Source organism: Flavobacterium sp. (genome assembly GCF_050696275.1).
Lineage (GTDB): Bacteria > Bacteroidota > Bacteroidia > Flavobacteriales > Flavobacteriaceae > Flavobacterium.
In genome coordinates this window covers 24,937-50,188 of sequence record NZ_JBOGUT010000016.1, presented here as the reverse complement: position 1 = coordinate 50,188, position 25,252 = coordinate 24,937, and the positions used below count along the sequence as shown (strand labels likewise).

The window sequence follows — 25,252 nt, the reverse complement described above, 5'->3', positions numbered from 1 at the left end:
TAAAATATAATTACTATAAATTAAAATTATATATTTGTGGTATTGAATAGTTAAAATCTATTTTGTATCCAAAAAATGGCAAAAGTTAGCAATAAAAATGTATATCCAGACGATCCGAATATATCGATGCTCGATTATTTACTCGGAACGAATGCTAATAATTCCAAGAGGACTAATAGTTATCCGGTACAGGGGTTAGCCGATTTAATACTCGCCTATGTTCAGGAAAACGTTGATGCTTTAGACCAAGACAATCACTTTAGATATGTTCGTGAGAGTTTAATCATAGGCAACAATAAGGACGAAGATTTATCTACAGTTGAAGCTATAGAAGCAGCAATATTGGTAGCCATTAACCAATATCTGGAAATTACAGACCTAGAAGTTTCAGAAAAAGATCTGATTGTTTTTGAATTTAGGATTACACAATACGGACCATTCACTACCCACTCCAGAAAATATCTGTTTCCACACATGCTTGGAAAAGGCATTTACGCACCAATGCATGACACTTTTACAGCGGAAATGTTATCACTAGTTTTCGTAGACAATCTTTTCTACCAGGCGTTGCCTGAAGATATAGAATCGAATGTGAACAACGTTGTGTTTGATTTGGGAGATATAACCGGCGAAAACTTCCTTGATTATATAAATACCGTACCCAGTCTTTATCCAGAAGGGTATCCATTGATTGACAACACCAAAATTTACTATTTCAAATGGGTTGATGATGATGTAACGTATATGTACTATTTTGATGAAGAGAACTCATTGAATAGTTACGGTACCTATGGAGTTGGTGGAGATTTTATTTTCGTAATAACTGATCTGGTATTGTTTTACAATAGCGACAACCCGGTTGCGCCGGTACCGGCTATTACTAAAACCTCACAATTGATTAATGATGGTTCAGACGGTTTAGATACTTATGTTGAAAATACAGAATTAACTACGGCTTTATCGCTTAAAGCGGATTTAGTCGGAGGGAAAGTTCCTTCAGCACAATTACCATCTTATGTTGATGATGTAATTGAAGTGGCAAATTTTGCATCGTTACCAGTTACAGGAGAAACCGGTAAAATTTATGTAACCATAGATACAAATAGGCAATATCGTTGGAGCGGGTCAGTATATGTGATTTTCAGTTCAGGAATAACAATAACTTTAAAAACTATTACTTCTGCCAATATAGCTACTCAGGATATAACAGGACTTTTACTCTATGTGAATTCAGCTGCCAGTTATTCAATAGCTTTTAATGAAACTGTTAAATACCACGTTACTGACACCGGACAAATATTTGAATTATTGGTAAATGGAGTTTCGGTTGGAAGCGGCCAACCTGCTTTAACAAGTAGTCAGGTTTTAATAATAAAAAGAGGATTCGTAGGAATTAAACAGGGTGATTTTTCCATTCTTACACACGCGACATATTTTGCTCCAAATAAAATAAATCAACCTATTGGTAATGATGTAACTATTGTTGGTACCGCTGACGATAGCGGAACAGGGCCTAATTATGGTGGAAATACTTATGTCAGATGGGTTAGAAGAAGATATGCTTCGTCTGCGTCTGCAGGATCAAATGTTTCAATTTCTACAGGATCTTATAAACCGGTTGATTTAACTTCTTCTGGACAATTCTTTGTAAGCCTTCATGTTGGAAATGAAGATGCCTCAGCTGTAAGTAATGGAAGAACATTTTTTGGCTGTTACTCTACAGGATCGTCTATTGGAAATGTTGATCCTTCAACAGCAACAGATTTGTTTGGACTTGGGAATGATGGAGCAGATGCAAATATGCAAATAATGCATAATGATAGTTCAGCAGGTTCTACAAAAATAAATCTTGGCGCCAGTTTTCCTGCCAATACAGTGAGTTCAGATCATTATTTGTTTCAATTCTGGAAATATTCAGGAAGCACAACTATAAATTATAGGGTTCTTAATATACATAATAGTGCCGAAGTTTTTGGTTCTGTAAATATAAATATGCCTGTATCCGGATATTATTTTGTTGTGATTCAAAGAAACAATAATTCAACAGCCGCTGCAGTAAGGTTGTCAGCTTCTCATATAATAGTATCAGAAAACAGGTAAGCTATGTATAAGGTAAGTAGATGCTCTAATAAAATATTGAATACTCAAACAAATGAAATTTTTGAGTATGATGATTCCATTCTGGAATATATTGAATATTCTATTTGGTTTAATCAAGGGAATCTTCCTGAATATGTTGATTTTTTTGATGGAGAATCAGATTTTGAAAAAGCCAAAATCAAGATGCAACAACTTCAACAGGTTGTTACAGATTTACGCATAAAAGCAAAAGGCGCAGCCATTGGGAAGAAAGGAACAAATGCTTATATAATTGCGCAGGTTGAGTTTTACGAGATTAAAAATGAGCAATGCTTAAACCCAAATAATTCTGAAGAAGTAGAGGATTTATTACAAAATGAAGCAGATGAATTTGGCATTACGTTAGAGCAATTTAAAGCCCTGGTGATTTACAGATATAATGAGGCTAAAGAAAAATACAACCTTTTTATGAGAATGATTGAGCGTTGCCGAACAAAAATTCAGACGCTTATTGAAAATCATAATTGGGAAAATGTTGAAACAGCATTCGAATTTGTTTCGACATTGAATAATGCCGATCAGGCCCAAGGAATTATGGACGACATTTTAAATTTATAAACCATGTTAGGAAGCCATACAAAAATATTTAATGAACTCACGGATTTACAACTTGATAATCTACGAAGCCGAATGGATATGCTTTTAATAGCCAAAGGATATAATGAGTGTGAAATTGATGTTTATAAAAAAGCTTTTGATTATTTCACTGCATTCAAGCAGAATTTCGATGGTGCCACAATTGTTAAAGATTTGAAAGATGTTGGTCCTCTGGATATTGATGCTATGCTACATGATTACCAATACTTGGTTTACAATGTGTCCTCAAATTTTTACACAAAATGGAAAGCAGACTGGCTATACGCTAAAGGGCAGGAGAGAAAAGGAAAAGGACAATACAGTGCATTCAGCCGGTTCATTGGATTAACTATCATCGGAATAGGCTTTGTTCCTTATTCCAACTTGAAGCACGGGAATGTACAATCAATACAAGAGAATGAATTTTTAAAGGATTATAGAACTTTAATAAACAACTAAACAAAATACAGTCATGAGCCTTAAACAACGTAGAGAAATAGCATATTGGTTTATGCTTTTAGTAGGAATTGTATTAATGACAATACAATTGATAAAGTATTACAACGACGAGCTGCAGTACACAACCGGAGAAATGATAATTAATGTCATTTCTGTTGCATTGATGCTGTTTCCTCGCTTCATTTTAAATATGGCGGAGAAATTTATTAATTCCAAAAAAGATGAAAACGATGCATAATTTATTTCACCTAATAGATTTGAAATTATCCATTTTCGGAGCATTGTTCCTATTGATAAATGTTTCAGGAATGGAAATTTCGCTAAAAATAATAGGGTCGGTGTTATTCATAGGATATACGGCCAGACGTTGGTATTTGATGGAAAGAAAGGTGAAGGAGTTTAAAAATAAAAACGAAGATGATGAATAAGCTGACAGATTTAGAATTCAAGGAAATCGCTGCTGAATTTGGATTGACCTATGCCCAGGTGAAAGCAGTCGATTCAGTTGAGAGCGGAGGTAAAGGTTTCGATGAAACTACTGGTAAAATCCTGATCCAGTTTGAACCATCATGGTTTAAGAGAAAATCTCCGTATACACCTTCTGGGAAGTGGTCGTTGAATGGAGTTGAACGCCAGAAGCAAGAATGGGAAGCTTTCAATGATGCGTTTTCCAAAAATGCAGATGCAGCCATGGAGAGCACTTCCATCGGTCGTATGCAGGTAATGGGATTCCATTGGAAGTTACTTGGATTTGAATCAGTTGGAGCTATGTGGGATTACGCCAAAGAGTCCGAGGCAAATCAATTGCGCCTGGGCTTGATGTTCATCAAATCGAATATCAAAATGTACAAGGCATTGAAAGCAGGTATATGGTGGCAATTCGCTTACTACTACAACGGAGAACAGTATGCGAAATTCAAATACGATAGCCGATTGAAAAAGGCTTATGATTTGAACAACAGAGCTTATATGCAATAGAGATAAGGTGTCGAATTCGACACCTTAAAATATGTTTCCCTTATTCATAAGGTGAACATATTTAAATCACAGTAAAAACAGGAGATTAATCGACTTAAAAATAAAATCATGCAGATCAATTTATCAACATTAAAAGACCGGGCAGTAAGAGTTATCCCTTCCATACTATTGATAGTAGCATTATGCTACCTATTTCAAACCTGTGAAAGCAATAAATCTTACAAGGCAGCTTTGTCAGCTTCCCAGGAAGAAACCAAGCACTTAAAAAATCAATTGGGAAGAATAACCGCTTCACACGAAGTAATTGTTTTCCAGAACAAGGCCCAGCAAAAACAACTTATTGAAAAGGATGCCGAACTAAAGGCAATGGCTAATGAGTTTGCCAACGTAAAATCTACAGTGAAAATAATGACCATTACCAAATTTGACACAATACGTCAAACCTTTGAGGTACCGGTTCCTTTTGATTTTGAACGTATAGGATCAATTGAAAACGAGTGGTACAACCTTGGATATAAAATAAACCAAAACGGACTTGAAATCGAACCGTTTCAAACATGGACTGATATTAATGTGGTTACCGGCTTCAAGAAGAAATGGTTTTTGGGTAAAAAATACTATACAACCGATGTTACTGCCACAAATCCTTTTATAGCAATTCCTGAAGTTAAAAGCACAGAGGTCCAGATACCGGTTAAATGGTACGAAACCACTTTGTTTAAAATCGGTGTTGGAGTTATTGGCGGTTATCTAATTGCAAAGTAATATGAAAGGAATAAACGATTTCATCATCCAGATTAAGGAGCCTTTCAAGGAAAAATTCAAAACCGAAAGCGGGGTTGAATTTTATGGCGATAAACGCTGGATGCCACAGCAGCTGTCAAACCGAATAGGAATTGTAGTAAATGTTCCTTTCGCTTTTAAAACAGAAATAAAGCCGGGCCATGAAGTATTGGTTGATCCTACAATTTTGTATGAGCAGGATTACCATTTGACAGGCGGCGCACAGGAAAGCATATTCCTGGTTGACAAAGCAGAAATGTTGTTCAAAATAAAGCCAAATCTTATTGTGCTGCACCGGGAAAACAACTCGGCTCCATGGAAAGGGCACTTGAATAATGGATTGTTTGAGCAGGTTGAGGCTGCCAAAACAGAACCGGTCAGTTCTTTTTTGATCATTCAGGAAAGCGTTCAAAAGGAATTTGAACATGGAAAAGCCAGAGTAGCTATTGTGAATGATGAATTGAAAGCAGAACCCGGTCAGGTTGTTTTTGTAAAAGAAGAACATGGAATAGAATTTTTCCTTGATGGGAAAAGCTATTGGTGGTACAGAAATGAAGATGTTTTAGCAGCAATAAATTAGGATATGGAACCAAATAAAAGATTACAGGAAACCAGGAGAAAAGAAATTCCTGAAACTATTGCAAAGTACAAGACTTTGATTGATGGTATTTTCACAGAGGTAGCCAAGCCATTTCCGACATTCAAGGATATTAATCTCAAAGACGATGATGGTGATGTTATAAAAGCTATCACTGCAGAGGAACAATTATACAGCTTCATGTTAATGCGGGAAAAAGCAATTGACCATGCCGACAGAATGCTGAATAAGATCAATGAATTGGAATTGGAGCTTTATGCTCCTGAATTATTCCAAGCATTAAAAAATGAAAAGGTTGAGGAAACCACCTTAAAACAAGAGCCTCCTAAAAGAAGAAATATTGCCAAAGAAAAAGCTGAAGCTAATAAACAACAATGATATTTTATTTAGGACATAAGGTAGATGAAGTTATAGACAATAAAACCAGGATTATGCGAAACAAAGCAAAATCTTGGAAGTATGGCTATGACCAATCTATTGACACAGTCATAATTTCCAAAGATGGTACATTAGGAGAAGTGTACTATATGAACGGATTAAATGTAGGGTTACCGGAAAAACCGGACCATAAAGAAATAGTAAATTGGGATAAAACAAGAGTTAATCAAAAGTTCGAAAGAGAGCCTCTTCCAGAAGGATTGAATGAAGACACCCAATATAATGCGGAATACGAAGATTATATTAATCTCCAATGGAAACGAAGAAATGAAGGAATTTGGATTTATTTAAATGGAATTCCTCTTTATATAACCAACACATATTGGTTTTTTATCCAATGGTTTAATGAAACTGGAAGATATCCAAGATTCAGGGTAATCCAGAGTGAATTGATGATTTATTGGGCAGCATGTGTAGCAGATGATCGTTCATACGGAATACAGTATACTAAAAACAGACGTTTTGGATGGTCGGCCCTTTGTATAAATGATGATTTAGAAGAGGGGACTAAAAATGAAAACAAAAATATTGGTATGATTTCCAAGAAAGGAAAGGATGCTAAGAAAATGTTCAACAGAATGGTTCGTGCTTTTAAGAGATTACCGTGCTTTTTTATGCCTGTATTTGACGGACAGACAACTCCAAAAACAGAACTCATACTATCTGAACCTTCCAAAAAGCGTAAAGCCGGAGAAAAAATATCTCAAGGAGAAGGTCTTGATACTGTAATTAGCTGGCACAATACCGAAATGAATGCGATGGATGGGGAAGAAATATTCCGTTCAGATTTGGATGAAACAGGAAAATTTCCGCCAGATGTACCTTTTGATGAATATTGGCCGATTGTAAAAACCTCTCACAGGTTAGGAAGCAATATCGTTGGAAAATCAAAGGTCGGGTCTACTGTCAACGCTATGAAGAAAGGTGGAAAAGGCTTTAAAATGGTATGGGATGATAGTAATCCATTGGAAAGGAATAAAAATGGTCAAACAAAATCAGGACTTTATAGGATTTTTATTGCGGCTAAGTATTGTCTTGAAGGGTTCTTTGATGTTTATGGATTCTCAATTGTGGAAGACCCAATAGAGCCTGTAATTAATGATTTGGGTAAGCCTGTTAAAATTGGAGCTGCTACATTCCTGAAAAATGAATTAGAAGCATTAAAAAACGAACCTGAAAAAGCCTACGAGTTCCAGCGTCAGTTTCCGGAAACAGAGCGTGATGCTTTTAGGGATGAATCAAGTGATTGCTCGTTTAACTTAACGAAGATTACAGAGCAATTGGACCACAACGAAGAAGAATTAGACGACAATGAAATTGAGACAGGAAATTTCACATGGAAAGATGGAATGCAGGATACAGAAGTTATTTGGAGACCAGATCCTAAGGGTCGCTTTTGGATAGCTAAAGGATGCCATCCTTCACCTGATTTTCGAAATAAAAAAGAAATGAAAATGATTAATGGTGTTTTGGCTTGGGCACCTTTAGCTGGAAATATAGGCGCTGGTGGCGTTGACCCTTACAATAGAAGCAAAACGGTAGACGGAAGAGGGTCGCTAGGATCAATACATATTTCAACAAAAACGAATACTAGTCATTTGCCTAATGAAGCGTTTATTGTAGAATATATTGATAGACCTGCAAAGGTTGAATTATTTTATGAAGACGTATTAATGTGCCATGTGTATTTTAGTATGCCTTTTTTACCAGAGTTATCCAGCGAAAAATTTTCTACATTTTTTGTTGAAAGAAAATACAGACACTTTGTTTTGAACAACCCTTTCAAAAGATGGGACGAATTAAGTGACACAGAAAAGACATACGGTGGTGTTCCACCTCAAGACGCTAAAATTGGAGAACAACAGTTTTATGCCATTGAGTCTTATATTGAAGATTATCTTGGCGTTTCTCGCGATGAAAGTAAACGCCCTATTGGAGAAATGGGATATATGGTCTTTTGCAGGACAATAACCCAATGGAAAGACGTAGATCCTCAAGCTAGAACAAAGTTTGATGCTTATATATCTTCTTCATTATCCAGAATTGCTAATCAAAGAAGAGCTTTTACTCCGCCGCCGCCGCCTGCAGAAAAATTAATACCATTTGATACATTTAATAACGAAGGTTCAATTTCATCAAGATAAACACTATGGAAACTACAAAGAAAAAAGTCAGACCAAATCCTTTAGCAACTTTTGAAGAAAAAAAGGAGCCTTCGTATGGGCTACAAATAGCCGAATACATTTCAAGGGAATGGTTCAACGGGACCTTTATTGGCAGCGGATGCCAATTTATGGGCCGAAGAAATTGGGTTGAAAATAAAAGACTGTATGCCCGTGGCGAACAGGATACAAAGCAGTATAAAAATGTTGTGGCCAGACAGCAATCCGACTTAAGTTACTTGAACCTGGATTGGCGGCCAATAAATGTTTGTGAGAAATTCTGTAACATTGTTTCCAATGGTATAAGCGAGGAAAATTATCGTTTGGATATCCGTGCTACTGACCGTTTCTCTTTGTTGGAGAGAAAGAAAAAAGTTGACGAGCATATAAAAAACATGATTTCCATAAATATTGTTGAGAAGGCTAAAAAAGAATTAAATCTTGATATAGCGCCAAAAGGATTTGTTCCGGAAGACGAAGAGGAATTAAAATTTGTCACTGAAATTAAAGACCGGCCAAAAGCGGAAATAGCCGAAGAAATCACAATCGATTATGTAAAAAAAATAAACGACTGGAAAAACATTAAAGACCAATGCGATAAGGATATTGTTGAGGTAGGATTGATGTGTGCCCAGGTTTATACAGATCCGTTAAACGGAATTTCTTTACGATATGTTGACCCGGAAGAAGCTATTCACAGTTATGTAAAGAAAAACGATTTTTCTGATTGTTTCTACTATGGTTATGTTGATTCAATCACATTGTCCGATATCAGACGAGAAGGTAATTATGATGATGTGAAATTGCGTGAAATTGCCAAAGCGTATGGCCCATCAAATAACATGAATGATATTGATTTCGCAAGATGTGTGATGGACGATATTATAGACATAAAGCTCAATGTATTGCGATTTGCTTGGAAAACTACCAAAACATTATCTTATAAAAAATATATGCCGAAGGGTAATCCTGATGGAAAACCAATAAAAGTAGCAAGACGTTCAGATAATTGGGAAGTTCCGGAAGAAGGAGCAAAAAGCAAGTTATCAAAAACATACGATACCTGGTTGGAAGGAGTGCATATTATTGGTACCCAAGAAATATATGGGTATAAGGAATGTGAGAATATCGTAAAAGATGAAATGAATAAGGTAAAGCCACCTTTTGTTTTCAGAGCTTCTGCTATTTATAAAAACAGGCTTCATTCTTTTTTGAGCAATATTGAAGCTTTATGCGACCAAATGCAATATGCCCATTTAAAAATACAACATTTGATGGCTGAGTTAACGCCAGATATGAAGACTGTAGATTTAGACCAATTAGCCGATTTGTCCTCTGATACTAAAGGAGAAGCTAAACAAGAAACATGGAAAACAGCCTTAACAATTATGGCAGTAAAAGGAGTAATATTTACCAAGCGTGTAGATATGGGAGAAATGGGTATAAAAGATGGAACAGCTGCCCGACCTATGCCAATTGCCCAAGGATCTTCTTTGGGAGCATTACTAAATGTTTGGGCCCATTATTACAATCTGCTTCGAGAAACTACAGGTATTAACCCGGCACGTGACGGTTCTCTTCCTGCAGATGCTCTTCTTGGTGTTAATCAAATGGCCCAGCTGGCATCCAATACTGTTACAAAACATATTGTTGATGCCGCAAAAGACTTTGATAAAACCATTTGTGAGATTATATCTATCCGATTGAAATCTATATTCACATACAAAGGCGGTGAAAATATTGTGGAAATGTATAAAAGATCTGTTGGAAAACACAATATCGAAGCTATGGAAACCATGAAAAACCGTCACTTGTATGATTTCGGTTTTACAATTGAAATGGTTCCAACTAAAGAAGAAATGGCAGAGTTCAAAGAAGATTTGGCTCTTGCAATGAAAGAAGGCACAATTGATGTTGAAGATAAAATTGAAGCACAAAGCCTTGCCAAGGTAAATGTTAAATTGGCAACCGAGTACTTGAAGTTTATCAGAAAAATACGCATCAAACGCCAGATGAAGGAAAAACAGGATCTTATTGCTGCACAAACCCAAGCCAATATCCAGTCTTCCGAAGCTAATTCTGTAGGAAAAGTTAAGGCTTACGGCCTTCAAAAACAAATTGATATGGATGTTGAATCAAGAATGTCCCAAATCAGGGTTGCCGAGAAAGCAGCAATGCAACAAATTGAAGCTCCTGTTAAAGATAAAGAGTTCCAGCAAGATGTTTACATAAAGCAATTGGAAACAGCCACTGCGTTTAATTTAAAAAAGTATACTGAAGACGCAAAAGATTTGAGGATTGACCAGCAAAGTACAAATCAAAGTAAAATACTGGATCAGAGAACTAAAGATACTGGACCTATTGACTTTAAAAATCAATTTGAATTTGATGATATCAATGTATAATGTAATTTGTATTTTAGTATAAATTTGTTTATATTTGATTTTTATTAATTAACACTTAATTTTTGTATTATGAAAAAAGCTTTGTTAGCCTTCTTATTGTTGGCGTTTATTTCGGTTGGTTTCTCGGCTACGGTCAAAGCACCTGTTGAAAAACAGGTGAAAAAGGAGTTTGTAAAAGTATCTGAAAACATTGTTTGCCCTGTGGTATTCGTCCAATTCAGCGAAGGTGTTTTTAAGGACAAAAGTCCTGTTTTGTCAAGGTATGTCAAGGAAAAAACCCAGGATAAATTTGATAAAACACTCGCTAAAAATGGGATTTACAAATACGGCCGCTATTGGAACCGGTTTAATCACAACAGTATGTTGCTTAGGAAGAAAAATAGGGTTTCTGTATAAAAATATTGAACCCCAGAAATATGAAAGACCGGACTTAAAATCCGGTCTTTTTTATGCAAAAAATATTATACCAAATTTATACTTAATATAAATAATATTTATACATTTGTACAAATCAATAAATATTATTTATCATGGAGATTGGGGAAAACTATTTATCATTAATCAATTCCGAAGGAAGCGGTGAAGGAGCTGGTGCAGCCAATGAAGGAGGCGATAACAATAATGGCGAAGGCGGAGCTGGTGACAATAATCAAGGTGGAGAAGGAGCCGGAGGTTCCGCGTCAGAAGGCGGTGAAGCCGGTGATGGTTCTGGAACTGGTGGAGAAGGAGGTGCTGCTTCCGGACAAGCTACAGGTGATGATGGCGCTTCTGGTGAAGGAGCAGGTGCTGGTACGGTTGCTTCTGATGATTATGACGATTCCAAAGTATTAGATTTCTTTCTTAAAAAAGGAAAAACAATAGCCTCAATTGATGATTTATTTAAGGAACCTGAACCAAAAACAGTAAATCCTTACGAGAATATTTCTGCTAAAGCAAAAGGATTCTTGGATTACCATACTGAAACCGGCCGGGATATTGAGGACTATCAAAAATTACAGCAAGATATTTCAAAAATATCTGACCTTGATTTAGCCAGAGAACGTGTTAGACAAGATACAGGAAATACTTTCACAAACGAACAGATTGATTCGTATTTGGAGAAAAAACTGCAAATAGATTTATCTGATTTGGAAAATCTTGATATAGCAGATCAAATTGAATTACAAGCTTATGCAAAATCTGTAAGAGAACATAAAATTGCAGAGCAAGAAAAATATAAGGAACCTATTGTTTCAAATAATCCTGGTAAAGAAGCCCCTATCATCGGTGATGATATGATTCGATTAGAATCAGGAGAGGTTATGAAAAAAGAGGTTTATGAAAAAATATTGTCTGACCGACAAAATTATTTGGATGGATTAAAGAATTCTGCGGATAAAATCACGGGTTCTTCATTCGAAATAAAGGTTGATGATAATGGAACTGAAAAAGTGTTGGCTTACAGTTATGATTTTTCGAAAGAAGACAAGCAGGAAATGTTGGCTTCCGCAGAAGATTTGTCAAATACTGTGAAAACGTTGTTTCAGACCGAAGAAGGATTTAACCACCCAGAACTTGTAGAAGGAATGTTTTGGTTGAATCGAGCAAAAAGGGAAAAAGCCATTGCGGCCATAGTTCACAAAGCGTTAGCAGAACGCACAGAAGAACTAATGAAAGTAGAAGGCAACATTAATTTAGGTGCGAATCCGGATCTTCCAAAAGGAAAAGATGGAAAGAAAATTGTACCTATTCTACAAAATGACGGATTTGGTGTTACAGGTAATTTTTAATTAACACTAAATTTTTTTCAAGATGGCTTTTGATTTAAGAACAAACAATCTTACTGGCGTATCTGTTATAGATCAGCCAGGTGGTGTTACTGCCCAGAACGAAAACTTTATCGAGTTATACGACTATGCGCAGCAATACCAGCCGGAATTAATCCCACAGTTACACATGCGTAACGGATTGGGTAAAATTACCGGATTTATACGTTTGACAGGTTCTGAAAGCACTTACAAAGCAGATACTATCAATCACATGGAACAAGGACGTTTACACAACGTACTTAAAAATGTGGTTGTAACAACACCTGCTGGAAGTACTTCAGTATTTACCTCTCCAACGGCTCACGGACTAAGGGTTAAAGACGTTATCAAAATTTCCGATGGAATTGTTGAGCGTCAGGCGACTGTTAGTGCTATTGGTTCAACAACTGTGTTTACAGCAACGAATGATGCTACAGGTAACTACGGATTTGCGGCCAATGTAACAGTATTGGCTAACTTCTCTAACCGTCACGCCAAAGGTAGTGATCAGTTTGATGAAGGAAGAAACTGGAACCCAACACAGTATATCAACTACACTCATATCCTTAAAGAAACATACGATGTTTCTAAATCGAATATGGTGCATAATTCATGGGTAGAGACTCCAAGTGGACCAAGATGGTTCAACTTTGAAATGGAGAGAACTTCTACTTTGTTTGACAACTTAGCCGAGTTGACACATATTTTCCATGAAAGAGCTACTGCTGCTTCTGCTTCTGTAGGTGCCGGTTTCGAAAAAGGTATGAAAGGTGTTGTACAGCAAATTGAGGAAAGAGGTAATATTGGTAATGAGTACATTACTACATTGGATCACTTGTCTTCAATTGCGAGACGTGCAAAACAACAAGGAACCTGTCGTGCCTTTACTGTGTGGTCAGACCACACACAAATGGCATATTTCCGTGTTATGATGGCCGGATTAAATGCAGGATATGTGAATGGTGCCAACTATGGTGTATTCCAGAATTCAGCTGATATGGCGTTGAAACTTGATTTCCACTCTGTTTTGGTTGATGGTGTTACTTTTCACTTCACTCCTTGGGCATTGTTGGAAGATCCAACTCTTATGGGAGCAACAAACTTCTTGTCAACTTCTATCGCTTGTTTGATTGTTCCAACAGGAAACACTTACGCAATGGAAGAAGGAAACACAGTAACTAAACCTTACTTGACTTTCCGTAACAGAAGTGAAGGGCAGCTGAACCGTAAAAAAGAGATTACCATTTATGGTATTCCTGGTACACCACACCCACAGCGTAAAGATAAAATGACTGCGGATTACTTATGTGAAATCACAAATCAGGTAATCGGAGCCAACAATTTCTTTGCTGTAAGAAGAGGGGTTTTCTATACCTAAAATATAGCAGTAGAGGGTCTAACGGCCCTCTACTTTTTTAATTTAATAAAAACAGTTATGCAATCAAAGAATTTAGTTTTTAGAATGACTGAAGGAAGAAAACCAATCTCTTGGCAACTTCCACTCAGTAATGTAATGCTTCCTAGACTTGATGAAAAAACGAATCAATGGATTGATAAATTAGTTCATTATTTACCAGGATCTGCTTCTATTTTTATGGAAGATTACAAAGGAGACAAAAAAGGGGAAGACATTTGGTTTGAAGACGGGGAAATAGAAGTAAGACCAACAGATGCTTTGAAAATTGAAATTTTGAAAAGGCATCCATGGTTTAATATTCATTTTGAATTAGTTGACGATGATTCCAGTGCGGAAAAAGAACTTCAAGGTTTTGAACTTCAGGAGAAAGCATTATCACTTATTGAAGAAAGCGATCCTCTTAAACAACAAGCTATTGCCTTGGTATTGATAGGGCAGCAAGCTTTCACATGGTCGTCAATAAAATGTAAGGCAGAATTGAAGAAAAAAGCTTTTGCCGAGCCAAAAGAAGTTATGTCCGAGTTCAATAAGCCTAATTTTCAGGCCAGATACATTGTTGGATTGGCTATGTTGAAAAAAATCATCACAACAGACCGATCAAACACTGCAGTTGTATGGGCAGACACCCAGCAAACGATTTTACGTATCGCTGTAGGAGAAAGTGCCGTAGACAAACTATCTGATTTCCTTTCTGTAAATACAGAGGAATCAATCATTACTTTCCAGCGCTTAAGCGAATTGGCCGAGAATACTAAAGATAATTTTGATAGTGAACCGGTGGCGGCAAAAGTAATTCAATTAGAAGGTAATTCTGCGACTTTGTTAGCTGATAAGGATAAGGAAATTGAAAATCTTAAAGCTCTGTTAGCATCCAAATCCACACAGGAAGATGCCGTTAAGACATTTGTTATTCCTGACACTTTAAAAGAAGAAGGGAATAATGAAGGTGATGGAGAAGATAATGATCCAGGAGAGCCATTAACTCTTGCACAACTTCAAGAGAAGTATGTAGCTTTATTCGCGAATCCTGTTCCAAATCTTAAAAAGAATGATGCGAAATGGCTCTTAAATAAAATAGAAGAGTTCCAAAACGCTCAAAAATAAACCATATCCGTCGATATGTTTTGACTTTCCCAGTCACAAGAAACCACCTAGCAATAGGTGGTTTTTTAGTTATTATAATATTGTCTTTCTTTAATTCACATTTTTGAATGTAACTGGACTATTTCCATAAAGTGGAGTAGAACCATTCCACTTTTCAATAAATTGCTGTTGAATTAATAAAGGAGTTAAAGACTGTTGTCTAAGTTCATTGGCTTTTTTTTCTGTCTCAGCTTCAACAATTTTAATTTTTGCTTTAGCTTCAGCAAGTCTTAACTTATTTTCCATTGCCATTGCATCTTGAATAGCCTGATTTTTTTTGTTTACTGCCTGGACAATTGTATTTGGATATTTTAATCCGCTAGTCAGCTGCTCTAAAAAGAAACCTTCTTTATCTAAAACCTTTTGAAGAGTACTTTGTACATCTGTCTCAAACTTTTCACGATTACTTACAATTTCATCAGTTGTGTATTTATTCATTTGAAGCCTGAAAGCATCTTTTACATAATTCAAAATAGTTGCAGCCGTAACCTCTTCCAAATCTTTTCTATATTTTTGGAATATTCGTGGTCCATTTCCTCTAACCACTCCAAAAGATAAAGTAGGATCTACTGTGAATGAACTACCATCCTTTGCGTTTACTGTAAATGATGTGTAATCTACCGTTTGCACAAATGTTGGGTACTGTTCGACATCTTCGGTCCACGGATTATACCATACACGGCCAGTTACCAGTGAAACATCTTGTACTCCTTTGTCTGTTCCGTATTGTTTGATAAGGATTCCATCATACCCAGCATCAATTCTTGTGCAGGATACTGGCGCTAAAAACAGTAATACTGTGATGATTACTGGAATTAAAATTTTCTTTTTCATGTTACTTGTTTTTAAATTGTTTGTTAATAAATTGAATTAATAAAGCGTTTATTAAAATTGTAATCCAAATAATGAATACACCGGCGAATACGGCTGTATCATTTGGCTGTCTGATTAAGTCTAAAGCAGCATTCACAATTAATATGTCAATGAATACTATTATGGGTCTACCGAATAAAATTACCTTTTTCATTATTTTGGTTTTCTATATTTTACATCACCAGACATTGTGGATATATTCCCTGAAACTTCTTGGCAATCTACATCACCAGACATTGTTTTAATTGAACCTCCAACATTTCCGGAAACACCTACATCGCCACTTTGTGTTTCAACACTTTTAACATCACCAGTAATTGTAATTTTATTACAGGCATCTACCTTTAGATATTCTATGTTTCCTGTTACAACCACATTGATTTCCTTAGAATCAAATTCATTGGTTACATCTTTTCCGTCTACAAAAACTTTGTTGCCGGAAATTCGAATATTTCCGCCATCTGTTGTAATGGATTTACCATTGATACTTACTGTTACCATAATTATAATTTAGGTTTTATAAAGCCCTCCAAAGGCTGATTTATTATTCTTCAAAATTGCTTGTGAAATTTTCAGGAACTGTTTTTACGTCTTCTGCAGCCTGGCTCATTGTCATACGGTCTATCCTTTGTATTTTAAACCGTATTTCGTTAATTTCGTCAAGAAGTTTTAATTTTTCTTTATTGGTTTCACACAGAGGCAGGAAGCTCATGTATGAATACATTAGCTTCTCGATCCTATTTCTATGTGTTATGAAATTCATTTGCTATTCTTTACTTAAATTATAATAATGGGCCCATGTATTTAATAACGTAGCTAAATTTTCATTTCCAGAAACATTAGAAAAATCAACTCCTTTAATATTGATTTTTTTTAAGGCATTTTTCCAGGCCTCGTTTTTTTCTTCTTCAGATACTAAGGCAACCAATTGATCTAAATTTAAAAAAATAGGAGAAGGATATAAATTGCTTATCAAGTGCCCTATTTTTATTTCCAAATGTCTTAATTGCTGTTTAAAAATAAGCCTCGTTCGAAGTCTATCTATTTTGAATAAAATATTTTTTTCAATATTTTCGGGTCCAAAAAAATGTTCAAATTGTCTAATTAAAATTTTTACATCTGCAAGTTCTTCATGAAGATTATTCAATCTTTTGGCTGTTGGATTACGTTTGTATTTTGAGAAAGCCAAAAGAAGTTCTCCTATTTCCTCATGGATCATATCTTTCTGGTTATCGTAACCATAAAATTCGATAGCTTCTTTTAAAATTGCGTCTTGTTTCGAGCTAAATTCCATGTTCTTTTCGTATTAATTCGTTAATAATTTTCTTGTTGACTTTTGTTGGATTAGCCTGGCCGGACCATTTCTGATAGCCAATTGTATGGGCTATTTTCAAATTGTCCTGGATAAATTTTACATTCGCCTTTTGAGCGGTAACAATCTGGCTTGTTTTCGACAAATCTTTAAATGCCGTTGTGTTCTGGATAGCGTCTCGTATATTCATTATGCTGCGTTTTTATATTTTCGTTTTGATTTTTTATTTATGTAAATCACATCGGAATACTCCGGGGCGTTTAATGCACTGAAAAGGGATTCTACAAGAATTTTTGCCATATCAGGAGGTACCGAATTTCCTATAAACTTTTTAGCTTGGGTGTCTGTAGCTCCCATTACGAAATATTGATCCCCGAAACTTTGAAGCCTTAATTGTTCCGGAACACTTAACATTCGAATAGTAACATCTTTTATTAGGTGTAAAATCATGAACTCTTTAATCTGTCGAACAATTGGAATATCATCATCAGAAATAAAATTCTCAGGATATCCCAATTCAGCCTGAAGAACATAAATAGGTAATTTGTCTTGTCTGGCTATCATTGTGTACATTGGATCATCTACACTATGGCTTGTTCTGGAATATTGAAAATCCATTATCCATTCTAATGTCATTATTTCGTGTTTAGGATTACAAGTCATTGTTCCGACCGGTTCGTTTATAGAGGTTGTATGACTGTTTCCATATTGGTATTGAATGTAGTGTAGAGCATATCTGTCTTTTGTGGTCAGTGTATTTATAGGGTTTTCAATTGAATGATGCCGTCCATTACCATAATAACCAGTCATGAAATGCAATTTTCCCACATTGTCTTTTAAACCTTTGAAAAATCGAACCCATGTGTTATAAGCTCTTGGTTTACAAAAAATAGAATCACCTTTTATATGTAAGTCCAGGAAAGGTCTTGCAGGTTCCCATTTTTTTAATCCATTTCGCCCTAATTTATCATGTGTTTTTTCAGGCCATTTCATAGGTAATCCACATTTTGCAAACAAGCCCCAATATCTTAATCTTGAGGTTCTCAGTCCGAAATCTGCTACATTAAAAAGTTTATAATCGTACTTATACCCAAGAAGCATCATTTTATCCCTCCAAATACGATAATAAAGAGTGTCGTATTTTTTGTCTGGAACTATGATATAAGGATCTTTTCTTCCTTTGGCTAAAACTGAATAGTTTTCACAACTACTTATACCTTCTCTTAATCGAGTAGGACCCCATTTCAAAAATTCTTTTACATTTTCAAGTTGCAAATATGATGGATTTATAGCTTCGGTATATGTTGGAATGAAGTCTGCAAGACAGCGGCTGTCTGGATTTCTTGACTGTCCGCCTTTTGCGCCAGTATGACTTGTACAATCAGGAGATAACCAAAAACAAATGAATGCTTTAGGATATTTCTTTTTCCAGATTTCAACTATCTTTTTAAGTTTTAATACAACAGTATCAACATCTGTTATATCTTCTTGCAAATGGTCACAGTCTGGATGATTTACAGCATGCAGCTGTATAGCCATTTCATCATGATTCACACATGCGATAACTTTTGCATTAGCTTCCGCTCTTCTAATACCTTCAGTGGCTCCACCCCACCCGCAAAAAAAATCAATATAAAGCATCATAGTTCCTAATAGCAAAGCTTTAAATAGAGGAATTTGTTTGTTTTTCATAAATTATCGGGATGATTTAAATATTAGAATTCCGTTTATACCATTTCTGATTTTGATTTTTTTTCCAACGAACATTTCATTTAATGTTGGCTTTAAAGTTTTGTATTCCACACTTAACTCACGCATTATTTCATTCACAGCCAGCCCACAACTTCCGTTTGTTTCTTCGTGGTAGTTTGATACCATTTCCAAAATTTTGTATGTGTAATCCAATTTGTGTTTATATTACGGTACAAACAAATTTATACTAAAATTTATATTAAAGTATAATTATGTTTATACTAAATATCTATTATCTTTGTATTTAGTATAAACAAAACTTATCATGTACATAGATAGAATTTTCCAATCTGTTAAGGCTTTGGCCAATACGGACGGCCGGGGAAACTTTAAGCCATCTACTTTTAATTTGCATCTGTACAACTCAATTCTTGAAAAGTTTGAAGGATACGTGTATGATATAAATCAGGAAGTTAACCGGGAAAATCGGGGTTTAATCAATGGAGGTTTAGAGAACATTCCTGATAAGATACGGCAGAAGGTCGCCCATTTCCTAAAATCTGGAACTATCACACATGCATCCGGATTATATGCGCTTCCAGAAGACTTGAGATATTTTGATACCATTGTTGATGGTACCGACAATATGTTTGAGACGTGCAAGGATATGAATGAGTTCAATATCATTAAGTCAGTGAACGCTGCAGCACAATACCCAATTTATATTAAAATAGGTACCAATATAAAAGTTGCTCCAAGTACCATTACCGGCAATTTGATCATTTACTACTTGCGAAACCCTTTATATCCAAAATGGACATTCACTGTCGTTGATAACGCAGAATTATTCAATCCTTCCGCTGGTGATTTTCAAGATGTTGATATGCATCCAAGCGAGGAAGATGATTTGGTAATAAGGGTTTGCCAGAAATTTGGTATTAGCCTTAAAGAACCTGATTTACAAGCTTCAATGCAGAACCAGGAACAAATAGAGTTTAATCAAAATAAATCTACTTAATCATGGCAGATACTCCCGAACAATATTACGGCGATGAAAATAAGTGGGGTAATTACCAATTTACCTCCTTAAAGGAAATCATGGACCAGATGCTGTTGGAAGCCACGGACGATGATAGTTATTTGAAGAACACCAAGCGTAGCAAGATTCTCATGCACGCAAAACAAGGGATAAAAAAACTTACCAAAGAAGCGGCCAAGAATTATTTGGCAATCGAAATGACTGTTAGCCAGGATCTATTCCTGCCTTTGCCACAAGATTATTCTGATTACGAAATGATTTGTGTGGTTACTCCCGATTTCAAATTAATGCCGTTGAACATTAATAGAAATATGAGCCTTTCTATTGGTTATTTACAGGATAATGATGGTCAAATACTTTTTGATGAAGACGGACTGATTTTAACCTCAGACAGTAGTAATGCCTATGCAAAACCATTCAAGAAATATGATTTCTGTGATGATTACAGGGGAGGCCAGTTCGAAACTGATACTTCTCAGTTGAGCCGTTGGGGGGAAGTTAACATCGATGAAAATAGGGGAACAATGGTATTCAGCTCAAATTTAATGGAGCGTGAAATTGTATTGATTTATTCCTCTGATGGATTGCAAATGGAGAAACTCCTTGAGCAGGAAATCACAATTCATAAAGACCTGGAAGAACCTTTGAAAGACTGGATATATTTTGCGTGTATTGAGCGTAAAAGGGGAGTTCCAGACAGCGAGAAGAACCGCGCATTGAGACGATATAAAACCACATTGCATAAAGCCAAAATACACCGAAGCAATTTCGATCTCAATGAAGTAGTAAAAGTCATGCGTTCAAGCTCTAAAATGCTATAATTATGCCAATATTCAACCTAAATTTTATCAAGGGTTCAATGAACAAAGACATTGACGAAAGAATGCTTGAAAAAGGCAGGTATCGTCATGCGGAAAATGTTATAATTCTCCATTCAGAAGGTTCAGATGTTGGATCGGTTCAAAACTCATACTCAAATAAACAGTTAACTGATTTTGATTTTGGTGAAAATGTACAATGTTTTCTTGGATATCCGGATGAAGCCGAAGACAAGCTGTATTGGTTTGTGAAATCGGATAATGGTTGTTATTTGATGGAGTGGAATGCCGTAAATGAAGTATTATCAGTTGTATTGGCAGATGAAAGACCTGAGGGTTCAAGAGTATTAGAACTTACGGAAGGATTTTTAATAACCGGTATTGAGAAAATAATCAGCGAAGACAATAGGGAAGATCTTCTGCTTTGGACCGATGATAATATGGAGCCTTGCTGCATTAATATTGAACGGGCTAAAACCTGGTTGGTTAACGGTTTTGAAAAAGAGGATATTTTTCTGGTAAAGAAGCCACCAAAATATGCTCCGGTACTAACTCCAACATACAAAAACGACTTAACGAACAACCTGGAAGAAAAATTCATTACGATTTGCTACCGATACAAATATCTCGATGGGGAATACAGTGCGCTTTCTTCTTATACCAACTACTTTTTTACGCCAAAACTGTTTGAGCTTGATTATTACACCTTGGATAATAAGGGAATGATTAATGCTTTCAACGCTGTACGCGTTTCTTTTGATACCGGAGAAAAACAGGTTACAGATATTCAATTATGTGTGAAGGAAAGCAACTCCCTCAACATATATGTTGTTGAAACTTTCAATAAATACAATGAAGGCTGGTCTGATGATCAAATTAAGAATTATACCTTTTCAAACAGTAAACTTTATTCCCTGTTGCCTCCGAAAGAATTATTCAGGGCTTCCGACAATGTTCCGTTAAAAGCTAAAGCTTTGGCTTTAATTGGCAATAGACCAGTTTTCGGAAACTATTTGGAAGGAAGGGATATTGTTGATGAAAAAGGAAATAGGATATTTGTCAATTATGACTTATCACTTATCACTGAACCTATTGAATTTGGTGAGGATTTTGAAAAAGAATTCACACCAACAAATACCATGGGTATTACCAATCCGGATAACTTCCCACTTAAAAAAGGCAGCAAACTTAATTTTTATTTCAATCTGCTGATTAACGTTGACATTCCAACGTATTCGAAGAACTTCTTTTACATATTGCCAGATGATTTTACTTCATTGGATGATATTTTTGTTACTGAAGATTTCATGTTATTCCTGGCAATTGTCAACAACGATTTTGTAAATAGCTATACATGGGATATTCCTGATGGATGGGTAGTTTCTGTAGACCCGAGTATTACCTATTCATTAGTTGGCGGAGTTCCTACATTTACTGTAACTCCTGTTACATTTATTGATACTTTTGATGGTGATGCACCACACACTATAAATTTCAGCTATATCAGCACTTCGTTTGTTGGTATTTCAGAAAGTTCCAATTCCACAAGCTGTAAAACCAATAGGGATTATGAAGTGGGAATTGTGTATGAAGATGATTTTGCCAGAAAAACTACCGTGCTAACAACTCCATACAATACAATTTATGTTCCACAAGCATATTCTATTTTTAAAAATAGGATAAAAGTTGCCATTAACCACAAAGCTCCGTTTTGGGCAAAAAGGTATAAGTTGGTGGTTAAAGCCCAGCCACTGCAATATCAAACGATTTACGTGAACATTTTCTTTAATGAAGATTTCTTTGTTTGGTGTAAGCTTGAGGCAGAGAACAAAGACAAAGTAAAGGTTGGTGATGTTCTTATAGTAAAGAAAGCTGCCGATGCCATTTTATCTACTCCAATAAAGGTAAAGGTACTTGAAATCAAAGAACAGGAAAAAGATTTCATAGACGGCAATGTAGATAGTGAGGGTAACGCAATCAATGAACCAGCCGGGGTTTACATGAAAATACGTCCAGACCAATTCACAATGGACGTTACTAAATTCGATGTGCACCAAAGTAAGATTTCTTCTCAAAGTAATTCCGGAAGACCGGTAGCTCACCTTGATTTGTTTTCTACTGAAGTAGCTGGCCCGGCAATTGAGGAAATTGAAATTCCAGCTGGTTCCTCAATACTACTTTATTTGCATTCAGCCCGGGAGTATAGCGACGGATGGAAAAATAATGATTATACCCATCTATATTATGCCCAGAGAAATTACGATACCATTGAAGAATTTTTCAATGAAAATATAATGAACCGTAACATTCCTGGAAGTGAGGAAAACTATCAGGATAGTATTGAGCTTATCCGTGGTTTTATGGTTCCTGGTCCATTCAATACTCAGGAATTCGAAGAAGATCCGGCTGGCAAATTATTTTTAAAGATTACAGGAACTTATGCTGGGGATGATCGTGGCGGTTTTGGCGGCGCTTCTAAGTTTGGATACCTTGATGCCGAAGTGACTGTTAGGACCAATACCGGTTTTTATGTCTTTGAAACTGAGCCAAAACAAAGAGACAACGATATTTATTATGAAACAGAACAAACTTTTGATATCATAGATGGCAATCACCAAGGGAATTTGGAATCACAGGATTTTGATACCTTCAGCCCGGCAGTGATCGACTTGAATTTTTTCAATTGCTATACTCAAGGAAACGGGGTGGAAAGCTACCGGGTAAAGGATGGTTTCAATAAAAACTATTTAAACGTTGATTTACGTCCTTCAACCACTTCAACAGAAGAATATAAGGCTGTTCGTAGATATGCCGATTTAACGTACGGAGAACCGTTTGTGGAGAGCACAAACATGAATGGATTGAATGAGTTCAATTTGTCTACTGCAAATTATAAGGAGCTGGACAAACAGTATGGTAGCATTCAGAAACTTCATAGCCGTGATGGTGATATCGTTGTGCTGCAGGAGGAAAAAGCGTCAAAGGTTTTATTTGGAAAAGATGCTTTGTATAATGCCGATGGCACGTCTAATATTACCTCTATTCCTGAAGTGCTTGGGCAACAAGAATTTTATTTGGGAGAAAACGGAATCAGTAAAAACCCCGAAAGTTTTTCGGTCGATGATTTCAGATTGTTTTATTCCAACGCCAAAAGGGGAGTAATGCACCGATTATCAATTGATGGAATTACAGACCTGGTTGATGGAATGGTCGATTTCTTCCGGGATTTATCAATAAGAAAACCATTTGCCAAAAGAATTGGTGGTTTTGATCCTTATCATAAGCAATATTTCATATCCGTAAATGAAGAGCCGGACCGTATTTACAATTTAGAATGTGGGAATAGTATAGCCCGGGCAAATCAAACCGAACCATTCACATACACTTTGAACCTGAATGACCTGGTTGGTGATATAGTATTGAATTACAACATCACGGTTGGAAACGCTACAATAACTGCGATATTCGATGGGGATATATTTGTTGCTTCCAATGTAACCGGCATTGGAAATATTACAATTCCAAGGGAAGATTTGGACGTGCATACTGTTGAGGTTACAATTACGCCGGTTTCAGATGTTATTAGCTATGAAATTTCAAATGTTTGTCCGCTGGGGACACCTATGAAAATCGTTTCTATTGTGTTGAATGATACTTCGGATTTGGATAAAAATATCATCAATAGGTACCGTTGGGGGTCCAGTCCATTCTATTCAGAAAATCAATTGTTTGAGGAAGAATATTTAAGCCGATTCAGCGAGGAAATTGGTATAGAAGGACAGGGGCGCTTCCCATACAGAGGCAACATAGTAAATATTCAATCATTCAAGGATGCTTCAAGCACAGCCAATTTCGAACCGGCCCGGGAAAACAAAATTGGTTATTTGGTAACAGATACTGTTTACACGGAATCTGATATAGAAACAATACGATCACTGGCCACATTCTTAACTGTCACCGAAATTATAGATGGCTTGGTGAATAAGATTTATTCCGGAAACTTCCTGTTTAACCGTACTACGGAAGACGAAATATTATACCTTATTTGGGATTATTGCTCAATGCCTTATAATTTCAGGATTGACAACTATTCCAGCGACGAGATATTGGTGAAATGGGATGGAAACAAAAAATGTATTTTAACCATTAAGAACTTGGTTACAATGGTTGAAACCAATATAGCTACAAACTTCAACGAATACTTATTCACAGGTTTGGATGCATATACTGATTACGAAATAACATTGAAACCTCTTTGTTGTGAAAATTTATTAACCTTAAATATTAAAACCATGATAACTAGAAAATATGGTTCATTCGATATTGGTGATGTTTCAACAGCGTCTAATTTCCAAGGAGATATTGCCTCAGTTACAACGACAGCTGTAGCAGATTGGGCTGCCGGGCATTCTAAATATGCTATCACATTTGGTTCTCTTGTTGAAACTGCTGATTATGTGCCGTTGGTGATGGCTGAAAACATTACTACCGATAACAATTCTTCTTTTGCTTATGCTATAGAGAATAAAACAACAGCTGGATTCACTTTAGATGTTAGGGACGTAGCTGTTTCTTCCATTGCCTATGGATTGGTTCAAGATGCCAGGATTCTTGTTCAAATATCTTAATTGAA

Annotated in this window: 25 protein-coding genes; 18 read left to right on the top strand and 7 right to left on the bottom strand. The window is 36.0% G+C overall.

Annotated features, from left to right (window positions below):
- Positions 1 to 75: 75 nt before the first annotated feature.
- From ACRDEC_RS09640 to ACRDEC_RS09570, 15 genes are all read left to right on the top strand, one after another.
- Complete coding sequence (locus ACRDEC_RS09640; RefSeq protein WP_431498128.1) at positions 76 to 2,100, top strand: hypothetical protein; 2,025 nt, start codon at positions 76 to 78, stop codon at positions 2,098 to 2,100.
- Positions 2,101 to 2,136: 36 nt separating this feature from the next.
- Positions 2,137 to 2,697: a hypothetical protein gene (locus ACRDEC_RS09635; RefSeq protein ID WP_431498127.1), complete on the top strand. Its 561-nt coding sequence runs from the start codon at positions 2,137 to 2,139 to the stop codon at positions 2,695 to 2,697.
- Between the two features lie 3 nt (positions 2,698 to 2,700).
- Positions 2,701 to 3,174, top strand: a complete 474-nt coding sequence (locus tag ACRDEC_RS09630) for a hypothetical protein (RefSeq protein ID WP_431498126.1) — start codon at positions 2,701 to 2,703, stop codon at positions 3,172 to 3,174.
- A 13-nt stretch (positions 3,175 to 3,187) separates the two neighbouring features.
- Positions 3,188 to 3,412 (top strand): hypothetical protein, encoded by a 225-nt coding sequence (locus ACRDEC_RS09625; protein ID WP_431498125.1) that lies wholly within the window; start codon positions 3,188 to 3,190, stop codon positions 3,410 to 3,412.
- Positions 3,405 to 3,602 carry a hypothetical protein gene (locus ACRDEC_RS09620; RefSeq protein WP_431498124.1) on the top strand — a complete coding sequence of 66 codons (198 nt, stop codon included), beginning with the start codon at positions 3,405 to 3,407 and terminating at the stop codon, positions 3,600 to 3,602. The genes ACRDEC_RS09625 and ACRDEC_RS09620 overlap by 8 nt, the downstream gene beginning before the upstream one ends.
- Positions 3,592 to 4,152, top strand: a complete 561-nt coding sequence (locus ACRDEC_RS09615) for an N-acetylmuramidase domain-containing protein (protein WP_431498123.1) — start codon at positions 3,592 to 3,594, stop codon at positions 4,150 to 4,152. The genes ACRDEC_RS09620 and ACRDEC_RS09615 overlap by 11 nt, the downstream gene beginning before the upstream one ends.
- 108 nt (positions 4,153 to 4,260) lie before the next feature.
- Entirely contained in the window at positions 4,261 to 4,917 is a 657-nt protein-coding gene (locus tag ACRDEC_RS09610; protein ID WP_431498122.1) for a DUF6549 family protein, read from the top strand.
- Between the two features lies 1 nt (position 4,918).
- Positions 4,919 to 5,515: a hypothetical protein gene (locus tag ACRDEC_RS09605; RefSeq protein ID WP_431498121.1), complete on the top strand. Its 597-nt coding sequence runs from the start codon at positions 4,919 to 4,921 to the stop codon at positions 5,513 to 5,515.
- Positions 5,516 to 5,518: 3 nt separating this feature from the next.
- A complete protein-coding gene (locus ACRDEC_RS09600; protein ID WP_431498120.1) occupies positions 5,519 to 5,911 on the top strand; it encodes a hypothetical protein in 393 nt (130 codons plus the stop codon).
- On the top strand, positions 5,908 to 8,115 hold the full coding sequence (locus tag ACRDEC_RS09595; protein WP_431498119.1) for a hypothetical protein: 2,208 nt from the start codon (positions 5,908 to 5,910) through the stop codon (positions 8,113 to 8,115). Before ACRDEC_RS09600 ends, ACRDEC_RS09595 begins: the two co-directional genes overlap by 4 nt.
- Before the next feature lie 5 nt (positions 8,116 to 8,120).
- Positions 8,121 to 10,538, top strand: coding sequence for a hypothetical protein (locus tag ACRDEC_RS09590; protein WP_431498118.1), 2,418 nt, complete (start codon positions 8,121 to 8,123; stop codon positions 10,536 to 10,538).
- 69 nt (positions 10,539 to 10,607) lie between these two features.
- Positions 10,608 to 10,934 carry a hypothetical protein gene (locus tag ACRDEC_RS09585; protein WP_431498117.1) on the top strand — a complete coding sequence of 109 codons (327 nt, stop codon included), beginning with the start codon at positions 10,608 to 10,610 and terminating at the stop codon, positions 10,932 to 10,934.
- Between the two features lie 134 nt (positions 10,935 to 11,068).
- The gene (locus ACRDEC_RS09580; RefSeq protein WP_431498116.1) at positions 11,069 to 12,307 is read left to right on the top strand and encodes a hypothetical protein; all 1,239 of its coding nucleotides are present in this window, start codon (positions 11,069 to 11,071) and stop codon (positions 12,305 to 12,307) included.
- A gap of 22 nt (positions 12,308 to 12,329) precedes the next feature.
- Entirely contained in the window at positions 12,330 to 13,703 is a 1,374-nt protein-coding gene (locus tag ACRDEC_RS09575) for a hypothetical protein (protein WP_431498115.1), read from the top strand.
- 57 nt (positions 13,704 to 13,760) lie between these two features.
- Entirely contained in the window at positions 13,761 to 14,846 is a 1,086-nt protein-coding gene (locus ACRDEC_RS09570; protein WP_431498114.1) for a hypothetical protein, read from the top strand.
- Between the two features lie 90 nt (positions 14,847 to 14,936).
- Here ACRDEC_RS09570 and ACRDEC_RS09565 read toward each other — a convergent pair whose 3' ends face one another.
- The 7 genes from ACRDEC_RS09565 to ACRDEC_RS09535 form a co-directional block, all read right to left on the bottom strand.
- Positions 14,937 to 15,719, bottom strand: a complete 783-nt coding sequence (locus ACRDEC_RS09565) for an SPFH domain-containing protein (protein WP_431498113.1) — start codon at positions 15,717 to 15,719, stop codon at positions 14,937 to 14,939.
- 192 nt (positions 15,720 to 15,911) lie between these two features.
- Positions 15,912 to 16,259 (bottom strand): hypothetical protein, encoded by a 348-nt coding sequence (locus tag ACRDEC_RS09560; protein WP_431498112.1) that lies wholly within the window; start codon positions 16,257 to 16,259, stop codon positions 15,912 to 15,914.
- A gap of 43 nt (positions 16,260 to 16,302) precedes the next feature.
- Positions 16,303 to 16,521 (bottom strand): hypothetical protein, encoded by a 219-nt coding sequence (locus tag ACRDEC_RS09555; protein WP_431498111.1) that lies wholly within the window; start codon positions 16,519 to 16,521, stop codon positions 16,303 to 16,305.
- 3 nt (positions 16,522 to 16,524) lie between these two features.
- Positions 16,525 to 17,052, bottom strand: coding sequence for a hypothetical protein (locus ACRDEC_RS09550; RefSeq protein WP_431498110.1), 528 nt, complete (start codon positions 17,050 to 17,052; stop codon positions 16,525 to 16,527).
- Positions 17,042 to 17,260, bottom strand: coding sequence for a hypothetical protein (locus tag ACRDEC_RS09545; RefSeq protein WP_431498109.1), 219 nt, complete (start codon positions 17,258 to 17,260; stop codon positions 17,042 to 17,044). Before ACRDEC_RS09545 ends, ACRDEC_RS09550 begins: the two co-directional genes overlap by 11 nt.
- Complete coding sequence (locus tag ACRDEC_RS09540) at positions 17,260 to 18,762, bottom strand: DNA cytosine methyltransferase (RefSeq protein ID WP_431498108.1); 1,503 nt, start codon at positions 18,760 to 18,762, stop codon at positions 17,260 to 17,262. The genes ACRDEC_RS09545 and ACRDEC_RS09540 overlap by 1 nt, the downstream gene beginning before the upstream one ends.
- A 3-nt stretch (positions 18,763 to 18,765) precedes the next feature.
- Positions 18,766 to 18,948, bottom strand: coding sequence for a hypothetical protein (locus tag ACRDEC_RS09535; protein ID WP_431498107.1), 183 nt, complete (start codon positions 18,946 to 18,948; stop codon positions 18,766 to 18,768).
- 139 nt (positions 18,949 to 19,087) lie between these two features.
- Between ACRDEC_RS09535 and ACRDEC_RS09530 the strand changes: the two genes are divergently transcribed.
- Genes ACRDEC_RS09530 through ACRDEC_RS09520 form a run of 3 tightly spaced genes read left to right on the top strand, consistent with a single transcriptional unit; the run spans position 19,088 to position 25,247 of the window.
- The gene (locus tag ACRDEC_RS09530) at positions 19,088 to 19,780 is read left to right on the top strand and encodes a hypothetical protein (RefSeq protein ID WP_431498106.1); all 693 of its coding nucleotides are present in this window, start codon (positions 19,088 to 19,090) and stop codon (positions 19,778 to 19,780) included.
- Positions 19,781 to 19,782: 2 nt separating this feature from the next.
- Positions 19,783 to 20,622 carry a hypothetical protein gene (locus ACRDEC_RS09525; protein WP_431498105.1) on the top strand — a complete coding sequence of 280 codons (840 nt, stop codon included), beginning with the start codon at positions 19,783 to 19,785 and terminating at the stop codon, positions 20,620 to 20,622.
- A gap of 2 nt (positions 20,623 to 20,624) precedes the next feature.
- Positions 20,625 to 25,247 (top strand): hypothetical protein, encoded by a 4,623-nt coding sequence (locus ACRDEC_RS09520; protein ID WP_431498104.1) that lies wholly within the window; start codon positions 20,625 to 20,627, stop codon positions 25,245 to 25,247.
- The last annotated feature ends 5 nt before the right edge of the window (positions 25,248 to 25,252 follow it).